The following is a 15602-nucleotide window of genomic DNA, read 5'->3' as shown; positions in this document are numbered from 1 at the left end:
GACGCGCGGCCGGGCGAGGGCGGCTCGGCGCGCGCGGCCGGCTCGACGCGCGCGGCCGGCTCGACGCGCGCGGCCGGCTCGACGCGCCCGGGCGATCGGGCGCGGGGGCTTGACGCGGCCGGGGTGCGCGGCGGACCGGGCTCGACGGCTCACGTCGTGATTGCGGGATTCGCGGGAAGAGCGCGCGCGCGTGCTCGTTTCACGAGCTAGGCTGAAGGCGTGGGCTCCTCGTGCACGCACGTCACGGTTCACGGGGCCCGCGAGGGATCAGGATGAGCACCACCGAAACCAGGACGATCACCCGTGAGCTCAAGCTCCATGCGACGCTGCTCGGAGGCTTCGTCGCGCTCCTCTGGGCCATCGAGATCATCGACTTCCTGATCTTCCGCGGATCGCTCGACGCGCTCGGAATCCGTCCTCGCACGGTCCCGGGCCTCGCCGGCATCGCGCTCGCGCCGCTGCTCCACGGCGGCTTCGCCCACCTCGCGGCGAACACGCTCCCGTTCCTCGGGCTCGGCTGGCTGATCATGCTCCGCAAGACGAGCGACCTCGGCCTCGTGACGCTCCTCGCGGCCCTCGTGGGTGGGCTCGGCGTCTGGCTCATCGGGTCGCCCTCCTCGGTGCACATCGGCGCGAGCGGCGTCATCTTCGGCTATTTCGGCTTCCTGCTCCTCCGCGGCTGGTTCGAGCGGAGCGCCGTCTCGATCGCGCTCTCGCTGGGGGTCGGCCTCTTCTACGGCGGGATGCTCTGGGGCGTGCTGCCCACGCGCATGGGCATCTCGTGGGAGGGCCACCTGTTCGGCTTCCTCGGCGGCGTCCTCGCCGCGCGCCTCCTCGCGGGCCGCCTGCGCGCGCGCTCCGCCGCCGCCGTCGGACGCCCGCTCGCCGGCCGCCGGCCGCGCGGATGAGCGTGCCCGCGCCGCCTCGCCCGGGCGCTGATTTCCCGTCAATTCACGCTGGTTCGATGAGCGTCCCCGCGGTTCGCCTTTCTGTCATGACCCCGGAGGAGCGGCTCGCCGCGGTGCATCGCGACCTCGAGGCGTGCCGCGCCTGCCCGAAGATGATCGGCCCGGCCGTCCACGGCCCGGCCGTTCCCAGCCGGATCTTGCTCATCGGCCAGGCGCCCGGCGCGCGCGAGGGCAGCTTCGGCCGGCCGTTCGCGTGGACGGCGGGCCGCACCCTGTTCCGCTGGTTCGAGGGGGCGCTCGGCGTGGGCGAGGAGGAGTTCAGGCGGCGGGTCTACATGTCGGCCGTCGCGCGCTGCTTCCCGGGAAAGGCCAGGGGCGGCGGCGATCGGCGGCCGGATCCCGAGGAGATCCTGCGCTGCCGGGCGCACCTCGCGCGGGAGGTGGGGATCCTGGAGCCGCGGCTGATCCTGCCGGTGGGCGGCCTCGCGGTGGAGCAGGTGCTCGGCCACAGGGGGCCGCTCGCGGGCGTGATCGGCGAGCTGCGCCGCGCGCGCTATCACGGCGTGGACGCCGACGTGATCTGCCTGCCGCACCCGAGCGGCGCGTCGAGCTGGCACAAGACCGAGCCCGGGATCTCGCTCCTGCGCCGCGCGCTCCGCCTCATCGCGGAGCACCCGGAGGCCGCGCGCACGTTCGCCGGCGCCTCGCCCGCGCGCGCCCACGGCGCTTGAGCCACGCGGCGCCGCACGAGCCGCGCTGTCGACGCTGAAGAGGTGTCTCCGCACCTGGGATGAACCGACAACATCGTCCGTGTCGGGCATGGCGTCATGACGGGGTTCGCGGACATCGCCTGCGGCTCGCCAGCCACGCCGGACGCGCGCTGCGCTCCGCACACCCTGGTCTCGGGGCACACCGGAATCGAGCGCCCGGCGCAAGACGGATTGTCATTCTGGCAAGATGCGCCAATCTCCAGGTGGCCGGCGTGTCCACTTTGGCAGAGCGGCACCAGGAACCGCCGCGGTTCCTGCGATCATCCAGCGGATGGCTGCTGGCATGACGCTCGCATTCCCCAGAGAGGTCACGAAGAGGCTGGCGGCTCCGGACATGACCGGATGCGCGCGGCGAGCGGTCGCTGGACCACGAGGCAGGGTGCACCATGATGCAGAAACTCCGGAAGTTGAACCAAGGCAGCCTCCTCCAGCGCACACTGCTGCATGTTGTCTTGTTCGTCCTCGGCTCGGCGAGCGTCGTCACGCTGGCGAGCGTGCTGCTCGTGTCGACCGCGAAGGCGGTGTTGCCGCCTCACGACGCGACGGAGACCGACGCCGACAAGGCGGATCAGGAGCAGGGGGAAGGGTCGGACGCCGACTCGAGCGCGCCCGAGGCGGCGGCCGGCGCCGCCGGCACACAGAGCAAGACGAAGACGCTCGCGCGCCTCGGGAATCGCCGCGAGAGCGCCGTCGCGCGCTGACCGGGTCGCCGCGGCGATGGCGCCGGCGTTCCAGCGCCGGCGGCTCGCCCGCTGGACGAGCGCGACGCGCGCGTGATAGCAGCCTTGCGGGATGACCCAGCCTCCGAGCCCCCTCGCCACCCCCGTCGCCTGGGACATGGTCGCCGCCGATTACGCGGTCGACACAGTCCCCCACTTCGAGAAATACGCCGCTGACGCGCTCCGGCTCGCGGGCGTCGGGCCGGGCGCGCGCGTGCTCGACGTGGCTGCCGGGCCGGGCACCCTGTCCCTCCTGGCCGCCGGGGAGGCGCGCGTGACCGCCGTCGATTTCGCCCCGGCGATGGTCGAGCAGCTGCGCGAGCGCGCCGCGCGCGCGGGGCTCGCGGTGGACGCCCGCGTCGGCGACGGCATGGCGCTTCCCTTCGAGGACGGCTCGTTCGACGCCGCGTTCTCGATGTTCGGGCTGATCTTCTTCCCCGACCGCGACCGCGGCTTCCGTGAGCTCTTCCGGGTGCTGCGTCCCGGCGGCCGCGCCGTCGTCGGGAGCTGGGCGCCGATGGACAGGGCGCCGATCGCGGCCGAGCTCTTCTCGGCGATCCGCGCCGAGCTGCCCGACCTGCCCTTCGGCGAGGGCAAGGCGCCGCTCGGCGATCCGGGCGAGTTCCGCGCCGAGATGGAGGCCGCTGGCTTCCGGGACGTCTCGGTGCGCGAGGTCGAGCACCCGATGGAGGCCTCCTCGACCGAGGAGCTCTGGGGCTGGATGCGCCGGGGCAACGCGCCGCTGGTCCTGCTGCGGGACAAGCTCGGCGCGGCGCGCTGGGAGGAGCTCGGCCAGGCGATCTTCGCCCGGCTGCGCGCGCGCTTCGGCGACGGTCCCCAGCGCCTCTCGATGGTCGCCAACCTGGGCGCCGGCACGCGGTAGCACCGCGTCCGCGGCCCTCGTCTCACGTGACGTGAGATGAGAGATTTGAACCACAGAGGCACAGAGGGCACAGAGGAAAGAGACACAGAGAACAAAGAATCAAGGTCTTTTTCTCTCTCCCCTCTGTGCCCTCTGTGCCTCTGTGGTTCAATTTCTCTCACGAGAGCAGAGACGACCTCGCGCTGTCAGAAGTAATGGCCGAGGCTCTCCCTCGTGAAATGCTTGAGCTCCCGAGCCACGGCGACCGCGAGCCCGTGAAGCTGACGGGGTGAGCCCGATCACGCGGTGCGCTCCACCGGATCGCCCCTCGCGTCGCAGGGGTGATCCCGCGGATCGCCTCCCGCCGGGGAGGGGCGATCCCGCAGATCGCCCCGGTGCTCCCTGGATCTCCGCGAAACGTCGCGAAAACCTCCGTAGCCCGGGCGTGCGACACGGACTGCCCACGTGGAACGCCGCCTGCAATCGCCCCTCGACAAGCGGGTGCACCGGGATGGAGGGGGCACCGCAACGACGAGGAGGAGATCATGGCTCGCAAAGTTGCCCTGGGTGGTCTGTCGCTGGCGCTCGGGTGGACCCTGCTGCTGGGGGGGTGTCTGATCGCCGAGGACGAGATGGCGTCGACCGAGGTCAGCGTCGACGACTCGGATGCGGTCATCGTCTCGAGCATCACCGAGGGGGAGTACGTCATCCGCTCGGTCGCCACCAACAAGTGCCTCGACGTGCCCTCGTCCAGCGCCGCCGACGGGACGCGGATGCAGCAGTGGACCTGCAACGGGACCAACGCGCAGAGGTTCCGCATCTCCCCGACCAGCGACGGCTACTGGAAGATCGTCAACGTGAGCAGCAACAAGGCCCTCGACGTGCGCGACGTGAGCACCGCGCCGAACGCGGTCATCCATCAATGGAGTTATGTCGGCGGCGCCAACCAGCAGTGGAAGCTCGTCAACCGCGGGGGCGACCAGTTCAGCATCCACGCGCGCCACTCCGATCAGGTGGTCGACCTGGCGTGGGGCCGCGCCGCCGACGGGACGGACATCCTCCAGTACCCCTACCAGGGCACCACCAACCAGCGCTGGACCCTCGACAAGGTGAGCGGCGGTTCCTCGCCCGGCGGCGCCCGCACGCTGAAGATCATCAACAACTGCGCGGCGCCCATCTGGGTCGCCCACTCCACCAACGTGGAGGGCCCGCAGAACGTCAAGCTCACCCGGGGGGCCGCGTACACGTACAACGTGCCCGAAGGCGGCATCAGCGCGACGCGCTTCTGGCCGAAGACCGGCTGCGACGAGAGCGGGTATAACTGCACCACGGGCGACAGCGTCGCCCCCTGCCCGGCCGGCGGCTGCCAGCCGCCCTTCGAGTCGAAGTTCGAGGCCACCTTCGCGGCCAAGGGGGGCGCGGCCCAGACCTGGTACAACCTCAGCCAGGTGGACGGCTACACCCTGCCCTTCAAGGTCGTGCCCAAGGGCGTCGGCGCCGAACAGGGGAGCTGTATCACCTCGGACTGCTCCGGGCTGTCGCTGGAGCAGTGCCCCGGCGATGAGGATCTCGGCAACGGCCAGTTCCCCGCATACGCGCACCAGGATCTCCGGGTGCGCGACAGGAACGGCAACGTGATCGCCTGCATGGCGCCCTGCAAGAAATGGAATTACCCGGCGCCCTGGGGACTGGGCCAGCCGGAGAGCGCCGATCCCGGGCTCCACCTCTGCTGCCCGACGCCCATCGATCCGGCCACGGGCCAGTGCACGGCCGCCAACGCCTGCATGACGTCGGACGCGTGCCGTGACACCGCGGACCCGCGGAGCGTGGAGCACACGGACTACGTGCGCCGGATGCACGAGATGTGTCCCACGGCGTACAGCTACGCTTACGACGACGCCGCCGGCCTCCACGCCTGCTCGTCGGAGACGAGCTTCGAGGTTACCTTCTGCCCCTGATCTGCGCCTGATCGAGGCTACGGCGCGACGCGGAGCGTCCGCGACGCGACGAGCGCCCGGCACAGGGCGATCCGGTCCTCCAGATCGAGCCCGGGGAGCTCGCGCACGTAGAAGATGCCGTGTCGGGCGATGAAGCGCAGCGCGGCCTCACCCCGGGCGTCGACGCGGACGAGCACCGCGTCGCCGTCGACGAGCTCCGCCTTGCCTTCCCTCAGCCGGACCGACACCTCGCGATCCCGGATCACGCGCCGCGGGCCGCAGACGGAGGCCGCGTCGTTCCACACCTCGGGCGGCGGCTCGCCGTAAAGGGCCCTGTACGCGGCCGCGAACTCATCCCACGTCGCCTCGCGGGCCGCGTGCGTGGCCGGCGCGTTGCTCGGCGCGTGGTGCAGGAAGCGACCGAAGAAGCGCTCGCAGAAGTCGGCGTACTCGATGGTGAAGAGGACGAACTGGTGCCAGGCCTCGTCGACGCGCAGCGAGAACATCGGATAGGCGCGGGTGCGGTCGGACTCGACGAGCCATAGATAGCGCGCGAGCTCCCGGAACAGCGCCTCTGCCTCGCGCTCGGTGGCCACGGTCTTGTTCATGAGCAGCTTGTCGATCACGAAGGGCGCCCGGTAGGCGAAGGGATCGGGCCGTCGGCGGGCGCTCGACGTGGACGGTTCCGTCTGCATGGGTTCCATGGGTCAGTTCTCCTGGGCTTCGAGGGGCTGAAACGTCCCCCAGTCGACGAGCGCGCGGGCGAGCGCGAGCTGCTCCGCCTCGGCGAGACCGGGGATGTCGCGGGGGCGGAGCTCGACGGCGGACGCGAGGGCGCGGAGCGCGGGCGCGGCCCACGCCTCCACGCGGAGCAGGGGCTGCGCGCGCTCGCCGCAGCGCGCGAGGAGCTCGGCGCGGCCCGCGCTCGACGCGACCTCGAGGTCCACGCCGGGCCACCGGCGCGCGAGGACGGTGCGCGCGTCGAGGTCCTCGGCCCGGCCGAGCGCGCGGGCGGCGCGCCGCCGGGTCCCGGCGTCGCCGCGGGCGTGGAGGCGCGCGAGCAGCGCGGCGGCCGGTGTGCCCCGCCGCGCGAGGGCGTCGATCTGCGCCCGGCGCACGCACTCCCGCTCGTGCGCGGCGAGCGCCGACGACAGCGCGTCTTCCTCAGCCTGCGGCGCTGGCCCGGCCTGCGGCGCTGGCTCGGCGGCCCGCGGCGCCGGGGAGCTCAGCCCCTCGATGGGGCCCACCTGCTCCTCGATCACGGGGCCGTCGTGCGGCCCGAACAGGTGCAGCGAGATGGACCACCGCGGGGTCGGGTTCCGCGGATCGTGGATGCACGGCCCGTGGATGTGGCCGACGCGCCCGGCCTCCGCCGAGAACAGGCGCTTTGGCACGAGCCGCCGCGCGCGCGCCGTCGCGTCCCAGTCGAAGGTCGCGACGTCGAGCGCGTTATGGAAGACCGCCGTGACCGTCCAGTCCGAGTGCTCGTGAGGGCCCGCCGCGCGCCCCGGGCGCCAGTACGCGAACGCGACGCGCACGCCGAGCTCGGGGACGACGTGGAACGGCGCGAGGTCCGGCGCGCCGTCCCGGCGCTCAATCTCGAGCGCGAGGAGCTCCAGCGGGAGCTCATCGTCCGAGAGCCCGGCGCGCAGGGCGCCCTCGAGCGCGCGGACGTGGTCGCGCGGGGGCCGCCGGCGGTCGCCGGGAAACGGGAAGTCGAGCTGCCCGAGGAGGTCTGTGAGCGCGGCGAGCCTCATGGTGCGATCCGGAGGATTTCGCCCTTCACGAGCGGACGGCAGAGCGCCACGCGCTCGGCGTCCCCGAGGCCGGGGAGCTCGCGGACATAGAAGTGATCGCAGTCGACGAGGAACTGCAGCGCGTCCCTGGCCCACGCGTCGACGCGCAGGAGGACGCGCGGCGGCTCCAGCGACCACACGAGCTCGGCGTGGTCCTGCTCGACGCGCACGAAGATCGGGCGGCCGAACTTGACCCGGATGACGCGCGTGTCGGGCGTCACGGCGAGCTCGTCCCGCCAGGCGTCCGAGATGGGCCCGAACAGCGGCTCGTACCGGGCACGGAACTGCTCGAAGCGCAGCGCGGGGCGCCGGTCGAGCTGCGCGCGCGGGGCGGTGTTCGCGGCGTGGTGGACGAGCTCACCGAAGAAGCGCCGGCCGAAGGACTCGTATTCCTCGGTGAAGAGGATGAGCTGATGCCAGATCTCGTCGAGCCTCCGCGAGAACATGGGGATCTGCGCCTCCGCGTCGGCCTCGACGAGGAAGAGGTATTTCTTGACCTCGTCGAAGAGCAGCGCGGCCTCCTCGCGAGATGCGACCATTCGCTCCTTGACGAGCTTCTCTTCGAGCCAGGGGGCACGGAACGACAAGAGATCGGGGATGATCGAGGGTTCCATCGAAGAGCAGCTCTTGCGAGCGGCGTGCCGTGTCCGTGAGAGGTCGCGCGGAAGGCCTCACCGAGCCGCCCCGGCGTGGCGCTCGGGAACCTTGATTCCCGACGCGTTTCACCAATTGGGAAGGGAGCTGCTCAACGGCCCCCGATCTCGCGCCGAAATCGCGATGGAACGGCGGCTGCAATATCCCTCGTCGCGCGCCGTCGAGCGCGTCGATGGAATCAACCAGCCCATCATCACGGAGCAATCAACATGAACGAGCAGAACAAGGTTGAGGTCGAGGTCGAGAACAAGCAGGAGAAGCTCGAGGAGCGCCCGGCGCGCCTGACCGTGGAGGTCCCCACGGAGCTCCAGGCCGGCGCCTTCCCGGTTTGCACTTGCCCGCCCGGGTGCTGCGGCGTGCACAAGTGAGCTTCCCGCCGAGGTTCCGGGGCCGCGGCACGCGGCCTCGGATCCCGGCCACGCGCAGGCGCTGAGCGACCGCAGGCTGAAAAGCCCTCGAGAAGAGCAGCGCTTCGAGCCACCAAGGCGTCAAGGACTCCGAGGACAGGACACTGTCTCGGCGTCCTTGGCGTCTTGGCGCCTTGACAATCCATCTCTCCCTCGATCGATGTGCTCGGCTCCCTGCCCACGTTGCTCCACGCGACGCGGGCCTCTCGTCGTTTGTCGGCCGGGGGCGAGCCTGCTCTTACCCGCCCGGGTAAACCTTCTTCTACCCGGGCGAACCTGCTCTCCCGCCCGGGCGAACCTGCGCTGGTGCCTCAGGGGTGCGCGATGACCACGAGCGCGGGGGCCCGCTCGAGCACGGCGTCCACGCACGCGCGGGCGGTGAGCGGATCGAGCGCGCCGAAGCTCTCGTCGAGGATCACCACGTCCGAGCGCTGCAACAGCGCGCGCGCGAGGAACAGCCGGCTCCGCTCGCCATGCGAGAGCTGCCACCCCGTCTCCCCCACGACCTGATCGAGCCCCGAGGGCATCCGATCGAGCAGCGGCCCGAGGCCGAGCTTGCGGCAGACGAGCTCCGCCTCCCGCCGGTCCTCGGGCGACGCGGGCCACGCGCGCCCCATGAGCAGGTTGAACGCCAGCGTCCCCGACAGCACGTGGTTGTCGTGGAACTGCGGCGCGCTCGCGACGCGGCTGCGCCACGCCGCGCCGCCCAGCGTCCGCCGATCGAGGCCGCGGAGGAGCACGAGGCCCGACGCCGGCGCGTGGAGGCCGCTGAGCACCGCCGCGAGCGTCGACTTGCCGCCGCCCGAGCGCCCCTCGAGCAGCAGCCGATCGCCCTTCGACAGGACCAGGCCGCAGTCGCGCAGGACCGGCTCGCCGCGCTCGCCGGAATACCGGAACGTGACGCCCCGCGCCTCCAGGATCACGTCCGACGTCGCGGGGCGCCCGAGCACCGCCTGCGGGATCCCCGGGGGCTCGCGCTCGGCGGCCGCCGTGAAGAGCCGCGCGATCGACCGCCACGAGACGGCCGCGGAGAGGAGCGCGCCGAGGCTCGTCGCCAGCGCCGCGAACGCCGCCTGCGCCTGGAGGATGCCGCCCGTCGCGACCACCAGCGGGCCGACGCTCACCCCGCCGAGGACCGCGGGGACGAGGCCGAGCAGCCCGAGCGCGAGCCACCCGCGCGCCGGCAGCGACGAGAGGAGATCGCCCACCCGGTCCATCGCGCGCGAGGCCGCGTGGTAGCGCTCGAGCACCGCGTCCTCCTCCACGTGGTGCAGGTGCGGGGCCTCCTGCGCGACGCGCGTCCGGTGCCCGACGACGTTCTCCACGAAGCCGCTCGTGATCGCGAACCGCTCGCGCGTCCACGCCGCCCGCCGCCGGGCGAAGCGGCGGGCGAGCAGCGCCACGGCGAGCGCCCACCCGACGAGCAGCGCGACGTGGAGGCCGCCGCCGGCGCCGGCGGACAGCACCGCCGCCGCGCTCGCGAGCTGCACGAGCCCGACGACCGCCCCGAGCGCGCCGCCGAGCCCCGCCGTCTCGACCGCCTCGGACTCGGACACCATCGCGAGGAGCTCGCCCGAGCCGCGCGTCCGGATCGCGGCCGGATCCAGGCGGAGCGCGCCGCAGAGCAGGCGCTGCTTGAGGAGCGCGGCCACGTCGATCGTGAGCAGCCCCCCCGCCCAGGAGGCGAAGAGCTGCACGAAGATCGCCGACAGCGACAGCAGCACCCACGCGAAGAGCCACCCCGGCTCCACCGCGCCGTCGAGCGCGCCCGCGCCGATCAGCCACCAGGCGAGCACGCCGAGCGCGATCTGCGCCGTGGCCGCGGCGAGGAAGACCGCGCCCCGGCGCAGCACGCCGCGGAGCGCGAGGAGGCGCCGGAAGCTCGACCCGGGGTCGGGGCGGAGCAGCCACATGCCGCTGATCGGGCGATCCGCGACGAGCTGCGCGAGGAGTTCGGCGCGCGCCCGCGCCGCGCGCCGCGGGGGGATGCGCGCGGCCGCGAGCCACTTGTCCACGTGCGACGCGGGGCGGTCCTCGAGGTGGGCGGAGAGCGCCCGGCGCACGGTCTCCAGCGGGATCCGCGCCGGCGTGAGCGCCGGCGTCAGGACCGAGAGGCCCCGCCGGCCCGCGGACATCACCGCGAGGTAGCCCTGCTCGACGCGGACGATCGAGGGGCCGAGCGACGCGATCGCGCGCGGCAGATCCGCGAAGCTGCTCTCGACCGCCTCCGCCTCGACGCCCATGCAGCCCGCGTAGGCCTCGATCCACGCGGTGGGGTCGCCGTCCGGCGGCGCGCCGGGCGACGGCGCCGCGCCGCTCGCGAGCCCGCACGCGGCCGTGAGCGCGCTCATCGCGTGCCCGAGCGCCGAGGGCTCCCACGCGACAGCGGCCAGCGCCGCCGCGCGCTCGGTGTCGTCCGCCTTCGCCCCGGCGTCTTCCGCCTTCATACAGCCTCCACGATGAGCCGGCCGCCCTCCATCGTCGCGCTCCGGAAGCGCCCCTTCGACCAGACCTCATCCCGCGCGCGCGCGTCCGCGTCCGCGAGCGCGCGGTAGCGGCTCCGCGCGTCGTCGAGGAGCTCGCGCGGCGCGCCGTCCTCCACCACCTTGCCGCCCTCGATCACGAGCACGCGATCGAAGCCGATCGTGTCCATCACGTCGTGGCTCACGAAGACCAGCGTCGCGCCCCGCCAGTGCTCGCGCGCGCGGGCGAGGAGCGCCCGGCGCCGCTCGCGCTCCAGCCCCCGGAACGGCTCGTCGAGGAGCACGAGGCGCGCGTCGGCCTTCATCAGCGCCCGCGCGAGGCGCACGCGCTGCCCCTGGCCCCCGGACAGCCTCGCGCCGCCCTCGCCGATCGCCGCCTGCAGCCCGTCGGGCAGGCCCTCGAGCACGTCGGTGAGCTCGGCCTGGCCCATCGAGCGCGGCACGCGCGCGAGCGCGTCGCCGGCGTGGCCGAACGTGATGTTCTCGAGGAGCGTGCGGTTCCAGAGCTGGATGGCCGGGTCGACCCACGCCGTCCCGCGGCGGAGGCGCGCGAGCGCCGCGCCGTCGAAGGGCCGCCCGTCGACCAAGACCTCGCCCCGCGACGCCCGGAGCCACCCGAGGAGCAGCGACAGCAGCGACGACTTCCCCGCCCCGGAGCTGCCCACGATCGCGACGTGCGCCCCGGCCGGGAGGCTCAGCGAGACGTCGGACAGGAGCGTGTGCCCCCCGGCCTGCACGCTGACGCCCCGCAGGTCGATCGACGCACCGCCCGCGCCGCACGCGCCGCACGCGCCGCCCGCGCCGCCCGGCGCGGCGTCCTCGACGGGGGCGCGCGGGAGGTCGATCTCCGGCGCCGCGAGCGGCGCGAAGAGGCGCACCGACGCGTTGCGCACGTTCTTCCAGCCGAGCAGCGCGGCGACGAGCTCCTGCGCCACCACGGGCAGGCGCAGCGACCAGAACACGAGCAGGAGCAGCGCCGCCGGGGGGCCGCCCGCGGCGACGTAGCCCCCGACGATCGCGACCGCGACCGCGGTGCTCGCGAGCCCCTGGACGGCCTGCATCGCGGTGGACTGCGCGTGCACGAGCCGGCCGGTCCGCGCCCACTCGACGAGGAGCGCCTCGTGCTCGCGCCGCACCGCCCGCTCCGCGCCGTGGACGCGGATCGGCACCACGCCGAGCAGCGCGTCCAGGTAGAACCGCTCGAGCGACGCGGCGTGCGTCCGCAGGCGCATGAGGCTCTCGACGAGCGGCCGCCGCGCGAGGTACGGCGCCGCGAGCGCGACCGCCGCCGCGACGAGCGAGAGCCACGCCCCGCCCGGGTAGAGCCAGAGCACGCCGAGGAGCGTCGCCGCGAACGACAGCGCCGCGCGCGCGATGCGCGAGAAGAGCGCCGGCGCCTCGCGCATCAGGTGCATCGCGTGGCCGCGCGCGGTCATGTCCGAGGTCGGCCGGCTGCGCAGGTAGCGGTCCTCGAGCCGCGGCAGCTTCTCCAGGAAGGCCGCGCGGAAGCGCACCTCGAGGGCGCGCCCGAGGCGCGAGACGGCGTGGGCCACGAAGAGCTCGAGCAGGAGGCCCCCCGCGGCGAAGGCGACCAGCGCGAGCAGCCCGAGCGCGCGCTGGTACTCGACCGTGATGTGCTTCACCGCGTCGAACAGCCCGCGCAGGACGACGACGTCGATCGCGGCGATCGCCGCGCTGGCCGCGAGCGCCACGCCGACGAGCGCGAGCGCGCGGCCCGCGTCGGCGCGCAGCATCCAGAAGAAGAGGCGGGACGGCGACGGCGACGGCAGCTCGAGCTCCCGGCGGACGGGGGCCGGGAGCACCGCGGTCGCGACCGCGCGCGGCGCCTGCTCCGCGGGCGCGACGGAGGGCATCGCGCTGCCGCGGTAGCTCGGCGGGGGCGGCGTCGCCGGGCGCTCCAGCGACGCGGCAGCGCTGGCAGCGCGCGCGCCGGCCTCGCCGCGCGCGGCGAAGTGGACGATGACGGCGCCGTGCACGAGGAGCTTGCCCGGCGCCTTGCCCTCGGTCGCCCAGAAGAACCCCTTCGGGATGGCGCCCGGCTCGCCGGCGAGCGCGCGGTCGACGACGCCCTCAAGCACGCGCTGCGCCTCGGCGCCGCGCGAGATCGCGCCGCCGCGCACCAGGCGCGCCGCCATCCGCACGGCCGCGTCGAGCGCCGCGAACGACCGCCACCCCGGGTCGGCGTCCGCCCGGCCGATGAGCGCCTCCCCCTGCGCGCCCAGCGCGCGGAGCTTCGCGCGGAGCGGCCCGAGCGAGTCCTCGGACGACACCCACCGCCGCCACCTCTCGATCGAGATCGGGATCGGGAAGTGCGGCATGTCCTCCATGAACCGCTCGCAGCGCACCCAGCGCCGCCCGCTGCCGGGGTCGAGGATCTGCACGAACGGCCCGAGCCTGCGCCAGACGACGACGAAGTGGAGCGAGTCGCCCGCGCCGCGCTTGACCACGATCGCCGGCAGGCAGTCGGCCTCGGGCAGGAGGAAGCTGTCGTGGGGGACCACCATCTCGGCGGTCTCGAGCCCGAGCTCCTGCCCGAGCGCGGCGAGCGCGTCGATCGACGTCCCGTCGACGTCCGTCTGACAGCGGTCGCGGAGCCACTCGTAGTGGACGTCGATCCCGAACCCCTGGAGCACGGCCTTGAGCGCGGCCGGCCCGCAGTCCATGAGCGACGTCTGCAGCACCTCGGGGACGAGGAACGCGCGCTTCATCGCGGGCCTCCCGGCGCGACGGCGCGCAGCAGCAGCGTCCAGGGGGACACGCGCTCCACCTCGACCTCGGTCGTCCCCGGCATGCCGTGCTGCACCGGGATCGACGCCGCGCTGTCCGGCCGCACGGCGAGCTCGACGCGGATCGCGCCGTCGAACGGCTCGCTCGCCACGTGGGAGACCTCCCCCTCGAGCATGCCGAACTGCGTCCACGCGAACCCGTCGAGGCGCATGCGCGCCCTCTGGCCGGGGACGACGCGCCCGACCGCGTCGGACGGCGCGAAGAGCGCGACCGCGTGCACGTCCTCCCCCGGGACGACGGTCGCCACGACGTCGCCCGCCTGGAGGACGTCGCCCACCTGGAGCGCGGCGATGTTCCCGAGCTTGCCCGCGATGGGCGCGCGGATCTTGCGCCGCTCGATCTGCGCGAGCGCCGTGTGCACCGCCGCCTCGGCCGCCCGCTGCTCGGCCGCGAGGTCGCCCAGCGATCGCTCGAGCTCGGCGAGGTGCGCCGCCGTTTGCCGCTCGTCGTGGCGCCGCGCCACCGAGAGCCGGTGGAGATCGGCGCGCGCCCCCTCGGCCTTGAGCAGCTCGTCGGCGGCGCGGGTCTTCGCCTGGAGGTGATCGGCCGTCGAGGCGAGCTGCTCGCGGTGCAGCTTCTCGGAGATGGCGCGGAGCTCCTCGCCCTGCGCGGCCGAGAGGTCGCGCTGGCGCAGGTCGATCCTGGCGCGGGCGATCGACGCGTCGGAGAGCTTCTCCTGCCACGCGCGCACCTCGTCCTCGACCGCGATCTGGCGCCGCAGCGCCTCGAGCTTCGGCGCGAGCACGGCCACCTTGGTGCGCTCCTCCTCGAGGCGCTTCTCCTCGACCGCGGCGTCCAGCTCGACGAGCACCTCGCCCTGCTCGACGTGGCGGCCGAGCTCCACCCGCACGACCGACACGCGCCCGGGCTCCGCGGCGGCCACGCGGTGGGCCATCCGGCTGACCTCCAGGCGCGCCTTCGCGGTCGTCGCGTACACGGATACGCGCGCCGCGTGCATCCAGGCCGCCCAGGCGCCGAGCACGGCGAGGATCACCGCGAGGCGGATCCAGGTCCTCGGCCCGCGCTCGATCTCGAGCGACCGCATGGTGCGGAGGAACGGCGAGGCCACGTCAGCACTCCTCCAGCGCGACCTTCTTGCGGGGTCGCGCGATGCCGTACGCGTTGAGCTTGTTGGTGAGGGTGCGCCGCGACACGCCGAGCAGCTCCGCGGCGCGCGTCTGGTTGTGGCTGGTCCTGTCGAGCGCGGCGAGGATGCGGTCGCGCTCGAACGACCGCACGTCGCCCCGGATCCCGGCGTCGGCCTGCGCGCGCGGCGCGACGAGCATCAGGTGGTCCGCCTGGATCGGCCCTCCCTTGGCCATGACCACGGCGCGCTCGATCACGTGGCGCAGCTCCCGGATGTTCCCCGGCCAGGGGTGCGCGAGGAGCGCGGAGGTCGCCGCGGGCGTGAGCCGCGGCGCCGGGCGCTCGAGCCTGCGCGACAGGCGCGCCGCGAACAGCTCCGCGAGCGGGAGGATCTCGCACGTGCGGGCCCGGAGCGGCGGGATCCGCAGCGTGACCGCGTTGAGGCGGAAGTAGAGGTCCTGCCGGAACTCTCCCTCGGCCACCATCTGCTCGAGATCGCGGTGGGTCGCCGCGATCACGCGCACGTCCACGCGCCGCGGGCGCGTGCTCCCCACGCGGACGATCTCGCCGTACTCCAGCGTGCGGAGCAGCTTCGCCTGCGTGCGCGGGGACAGCTCCCCGACCTCGTCGAGGAACAGGGTGCCCTCGTGGGCCGCCTCGAACAGCCCTTCGCGCGGCGCCACCGCCCCGGTGAACGCGCCCCGCTCGTGCCCGAAGAGCTCGCTCTCGACGAGCGTCTCCGAGAGGCTCGCGCAGTTGACCTTCACGAAGCGATCGCGCGCGTGCCGCGACATGCCGGCGATCCACTCCGCCACGACCTCTTTCCCGGTCCCCGTCTCGCCGAGGATCAGGACCGGCAGCGGCGTCGGGGCCACGGTCTCGAGCGCCTCGCGGAGGCGACGCATCTCCGGATCGAGCGCGAGAAACCCGCTATGACAGTCATCCATCATGAACGCTCTCCATCACGACGAAGGCGCGTGATTCAGGTCATGTTCCGTCGCGGCCAGCGCCGTACGACCGCGCCTCTCCGGGGCACGACGGAACTCTCAGATATCGATCTCTCTTCTCATCCGCTGACAGACACACATGGCTTCGACGGGAGGCGCCGGCCCCGACGGATCGCGCGCAGTCGACCGCCCTCCGGACGACTCCGCACGTGCCCCCGCGCGCGC

General features: G+C 73.6%; 13 protein-coding genes. 6 read left to right on the top strand and 7 right to left on the bottom strand.

The genetic code is table 11. The features are described 5' to 3' along the window. Positions 1-272 precede the first annotated feature (272 nt). The 5 genes from WME76_RS09835 to WME76_RS09815 all read left to right on the top strand — a co-directional run bounded on the left by WME76_RS09835 (position 273) and on the right by WME76_RS09815 (position 5217). Complete coding sequence (locus WME76_RS09835; protein ID WP_437959898.1) at positions 273-908, top strand: rhomboid family intramembrane serine protease; 636 nt, start codon at positions 273-275, stop codon at positions 906-908. A gap of 86 nt (positions 909-994) precedes the next feature. Further along, on the top strand, positions 995-1639 hold the full coding sequence (locus WME76_RS09830; protein ID WP_437959897.1) for a uracil-DNA glycosylase family protein: 645 nt from the start codon (positions 995-997) through the stop codon (positions 1637-1639). 425 nt (positions 1640-2064) lie between these two features. After that, positions 2065-2379, top strand: a complete 315-nt coding sequence (locus WME76_RS09825; protein WP_437959896.1) for a hypothetical protein — start codon at positions 2065-2067, stop codon at positions 2377-2379. A 91-nt stretch (positions 2380-2470) separates the two neighbouring features. Further along, entirely contained in the window at positions 2471-3280 is an 810-nt protein-coding gene (locus WME76_RS09820) for a class I SAM-dependent methyltransferase (protein ID WP_437959895.1), read from the top strand. A gap of 524 nt (positions 3281-3804) precedes the next feature. Beyond that, a complete protein-coding gene (locus tag WME76_RS09815) occupies positions 3805-5217 on the top strand; it encodes an RICIN domain-containing protein (RefSeq protein WP_437959894.1) in 1413 nt (470 codons plus the stop codon). A gap of 17 nt (positions 5218-5234) precedes the next feature. Here the strand turns inward: WME76_RS09815 and WME76_RS09810 are convergent, their stop codons facing one another. The 3 genes from WME76_RS09810 to WME76_RS09800 are packed head-to-tail and all read right to left on the bottom strand — an operon-like array spanning position 5235 to position 7606. Further along, positions 5235-5900 carry a glycine-rich domain-containing protein gene (locus WME76_RS09810; RefSeq protein ID WP_437959893.1) on the bottom strand — a complete coding sequence of 222 codons (666 nt, stop codon included), beginning with the start codon at positions 5898-5900 and terminating at the stop codon, positions 5235-5237. A 3-nt stretch (positions 5901-5903) separates the two neighbouring features. Beyond that, on the bottom strand, positions 5904-6953 hold the full coding sequence (locus tag WME76_RS09805) for a hypothetical protein (RefSeq protein ID WP_437959892.1): 1050 nt from the start codon (positions 6951-6953) through the stop codon (positions 5904-5906). Further along, positions 6950-7606 carry a hypothetical protein gene (locus WME76_RS09800; protein ID WP_437959891.1) on the bottom strand — a complete coding sequence of 219 codons (657 nt, stop codon included), beginning with the start codon at positions 7604-7606 and terminating at the stop codon, positions 6950-6952. Before WME76_RS09800 ends, WME76_RS09805 begins: the two co-directional genes overlap by 4 nt. A 249-nt stretch (positions 7607-7855) precedes the next feature. Here WME76_RS09800 and WME76_RS09795 point away from each other — a divergent pair, with 249 nt between their 5' ends. Further along, on the top strand, positions 7856-8014 hold the full coding sequence (locus WME76_RS09795) for a hypothetical protein (protein WP_437959890.1): 159 nt from the start codon (positions 7856-7858) through the stop codon (positions 8012-8014). A 350-nt stretch (positions 8015-8364) separates the two neighbouring features. Here WME76_RS09795 and WME76_RS09790 read toward each other — a convergent pair whose 3' ends face one another. From WME76_RS09790 to WME76_RS09775, 4 genes are read right to left on the bottom strand one after another with little or no spacing between them, the layout of a single operon-like run. After that, a complete protein-coding gene (locus tag WME76_RS09790) occupies positions 8365-10500 on the bottom strand; it encodes an ATP-binding cassette domain-containing protein (protein WP_437959889.1) in 2136 nt (711 codons plus the stop codon). Then, positions 10497-13265: an ATP-binding cassette domain-containing protein gene (locus WME76_RS09785; RefSeq protein ID WP_437959888.1), complete on the bottom strand. Its 2769-nt coding sequence runs from the start codon at positions 13263-13265 to the stop codon at positions 10497-10499. The genes WME76_RS09790 and WME76_RS09785 overlap by 4 nt, the downstream gene beginning before the upstream one ends. After that, a complete protein-coding gene (locus WME76_RS09780) occupies positions 13262-14413 on the bottom strand; it encodes an HlyD family secretion protein (RefSeq protein WP_437959887.1) in 1152 nt (383 codons plus the stop codon). The genes WME76_RS09785 and WME76_RS09780 overlap by 4 nt, the downstream gene beginning before the upstream one ends. A 1-nt stretch (position 14414) precedes the next feature. Then, on the bottom strand, positions 14415-15380 hold the full coding sequence (locus WME76_RS09775; RefSeq protein ID WP_437290550.1) for a sigma-54 interaction domain-containing protein: 966 nt from the start codon (positions 15378-15380) through the stop codon (positions 14415-14417). Positions 15381-15602: the final 222 nt, after the last annotated feature.

The organism is Sorangium sp. So ce119, from assembly GCF_051524405.1.
GTDB lineage: Bacteria > Myxococcota_A > Polyangia > Polyangiales > Polyangiaceae > Sorangium > Sorangium cellulosum_G.
Note: the sequence above shows the minus strand (reverse complement) of the source record. Positions and strands in the feature narration are given on the sequence as shown.

Bases quoted from the DNA above. Each gene is read 5' to 3' on its own strand.
- WME76_RS09830 (WP_437959897.1), top strand. From the start codon at position 995: ATGACCCCGGAGGAGCGGCTCGCCGCGGTGCATCGCGACCTCGAGGCG.
- WME76_RS09835 (WP_437959898.1), top strand. From the start codon at position 273: ATGAGCACCACCGAAACCAGGACGATCACCCGTGAGCTCAAGCTCCAT.
- WME76_RS09825 (WP_437959896.1), top strand. From the start codon at position 2,065: ATGATGCAGAAACTCCGGAAGTTGAACCAAGGCAGCCTCCTCCAGCGC.
- WME76_RS09815 (WP_437959894.1), top strand. From the start codon at position 3,805: ATGGCTCGCAAAGTTGCCCTGGGTGGTCTGTCGCTGGCGCTCGGGTGG.
- WME76_RS09785 (WP_437959888.1), bottom strand. From the start codon at position 13,265: ATGAAGCGCGCGTTCCTCGTCCCCGAGGTGCTGCAGACGTCGCTCATG.
- WME76_RS09790 (WP_437959889.1), bottom strand. From the start codon at position 10,500: ATGAAGGCGGAAGACGCCGGGGCGAAGGCGGACGACACCGAGCGCGCG.
- WME76_RS09775 (WP_437290550.1), bottom strand. From the start codon at position 15,380: ATGATGGATGACTGTCATAGCGGGTTTCTCGCGCTCGATCCGGAGATG.
- WME76_RS09795 (WP_437959890.1), top strand. From the start codon at position 7,856: ATGAACGAGCAGAACAAGGTTGAGGTCGAGGTCGAGAACAAGCAGGAG.
- WME76_RS09810 (WP_437959893.1), bottom strand. From the start codon at position 5,900: ATGGAACCCATGCAGACGGAACCGTCCACGTCGAGCGCCCGCCGACGG.
- WME76_RS09800 (WP_437959891.1), bottom strand. From the start codon at position 7,606: ATGGAACCCTCGATCATCCCCGATCTCTTGTCGTTCCGTGCCCCCTGG.
- WME76_RS09805 (WP_437959892.1), bottom strand. From the start codon at position 6,953: ATGAGGCTCGCCGCGCTCACAGACCTCCTCGGGCAGCTCGACTTCCCG.
- WME76_RS09820 (WP_437959895.1), top strand. From the start codon at position 2,471: ATGACCCAGCCTCCGAGCCCCCTCGCCACCCCCGTCGCCTGGGACATG.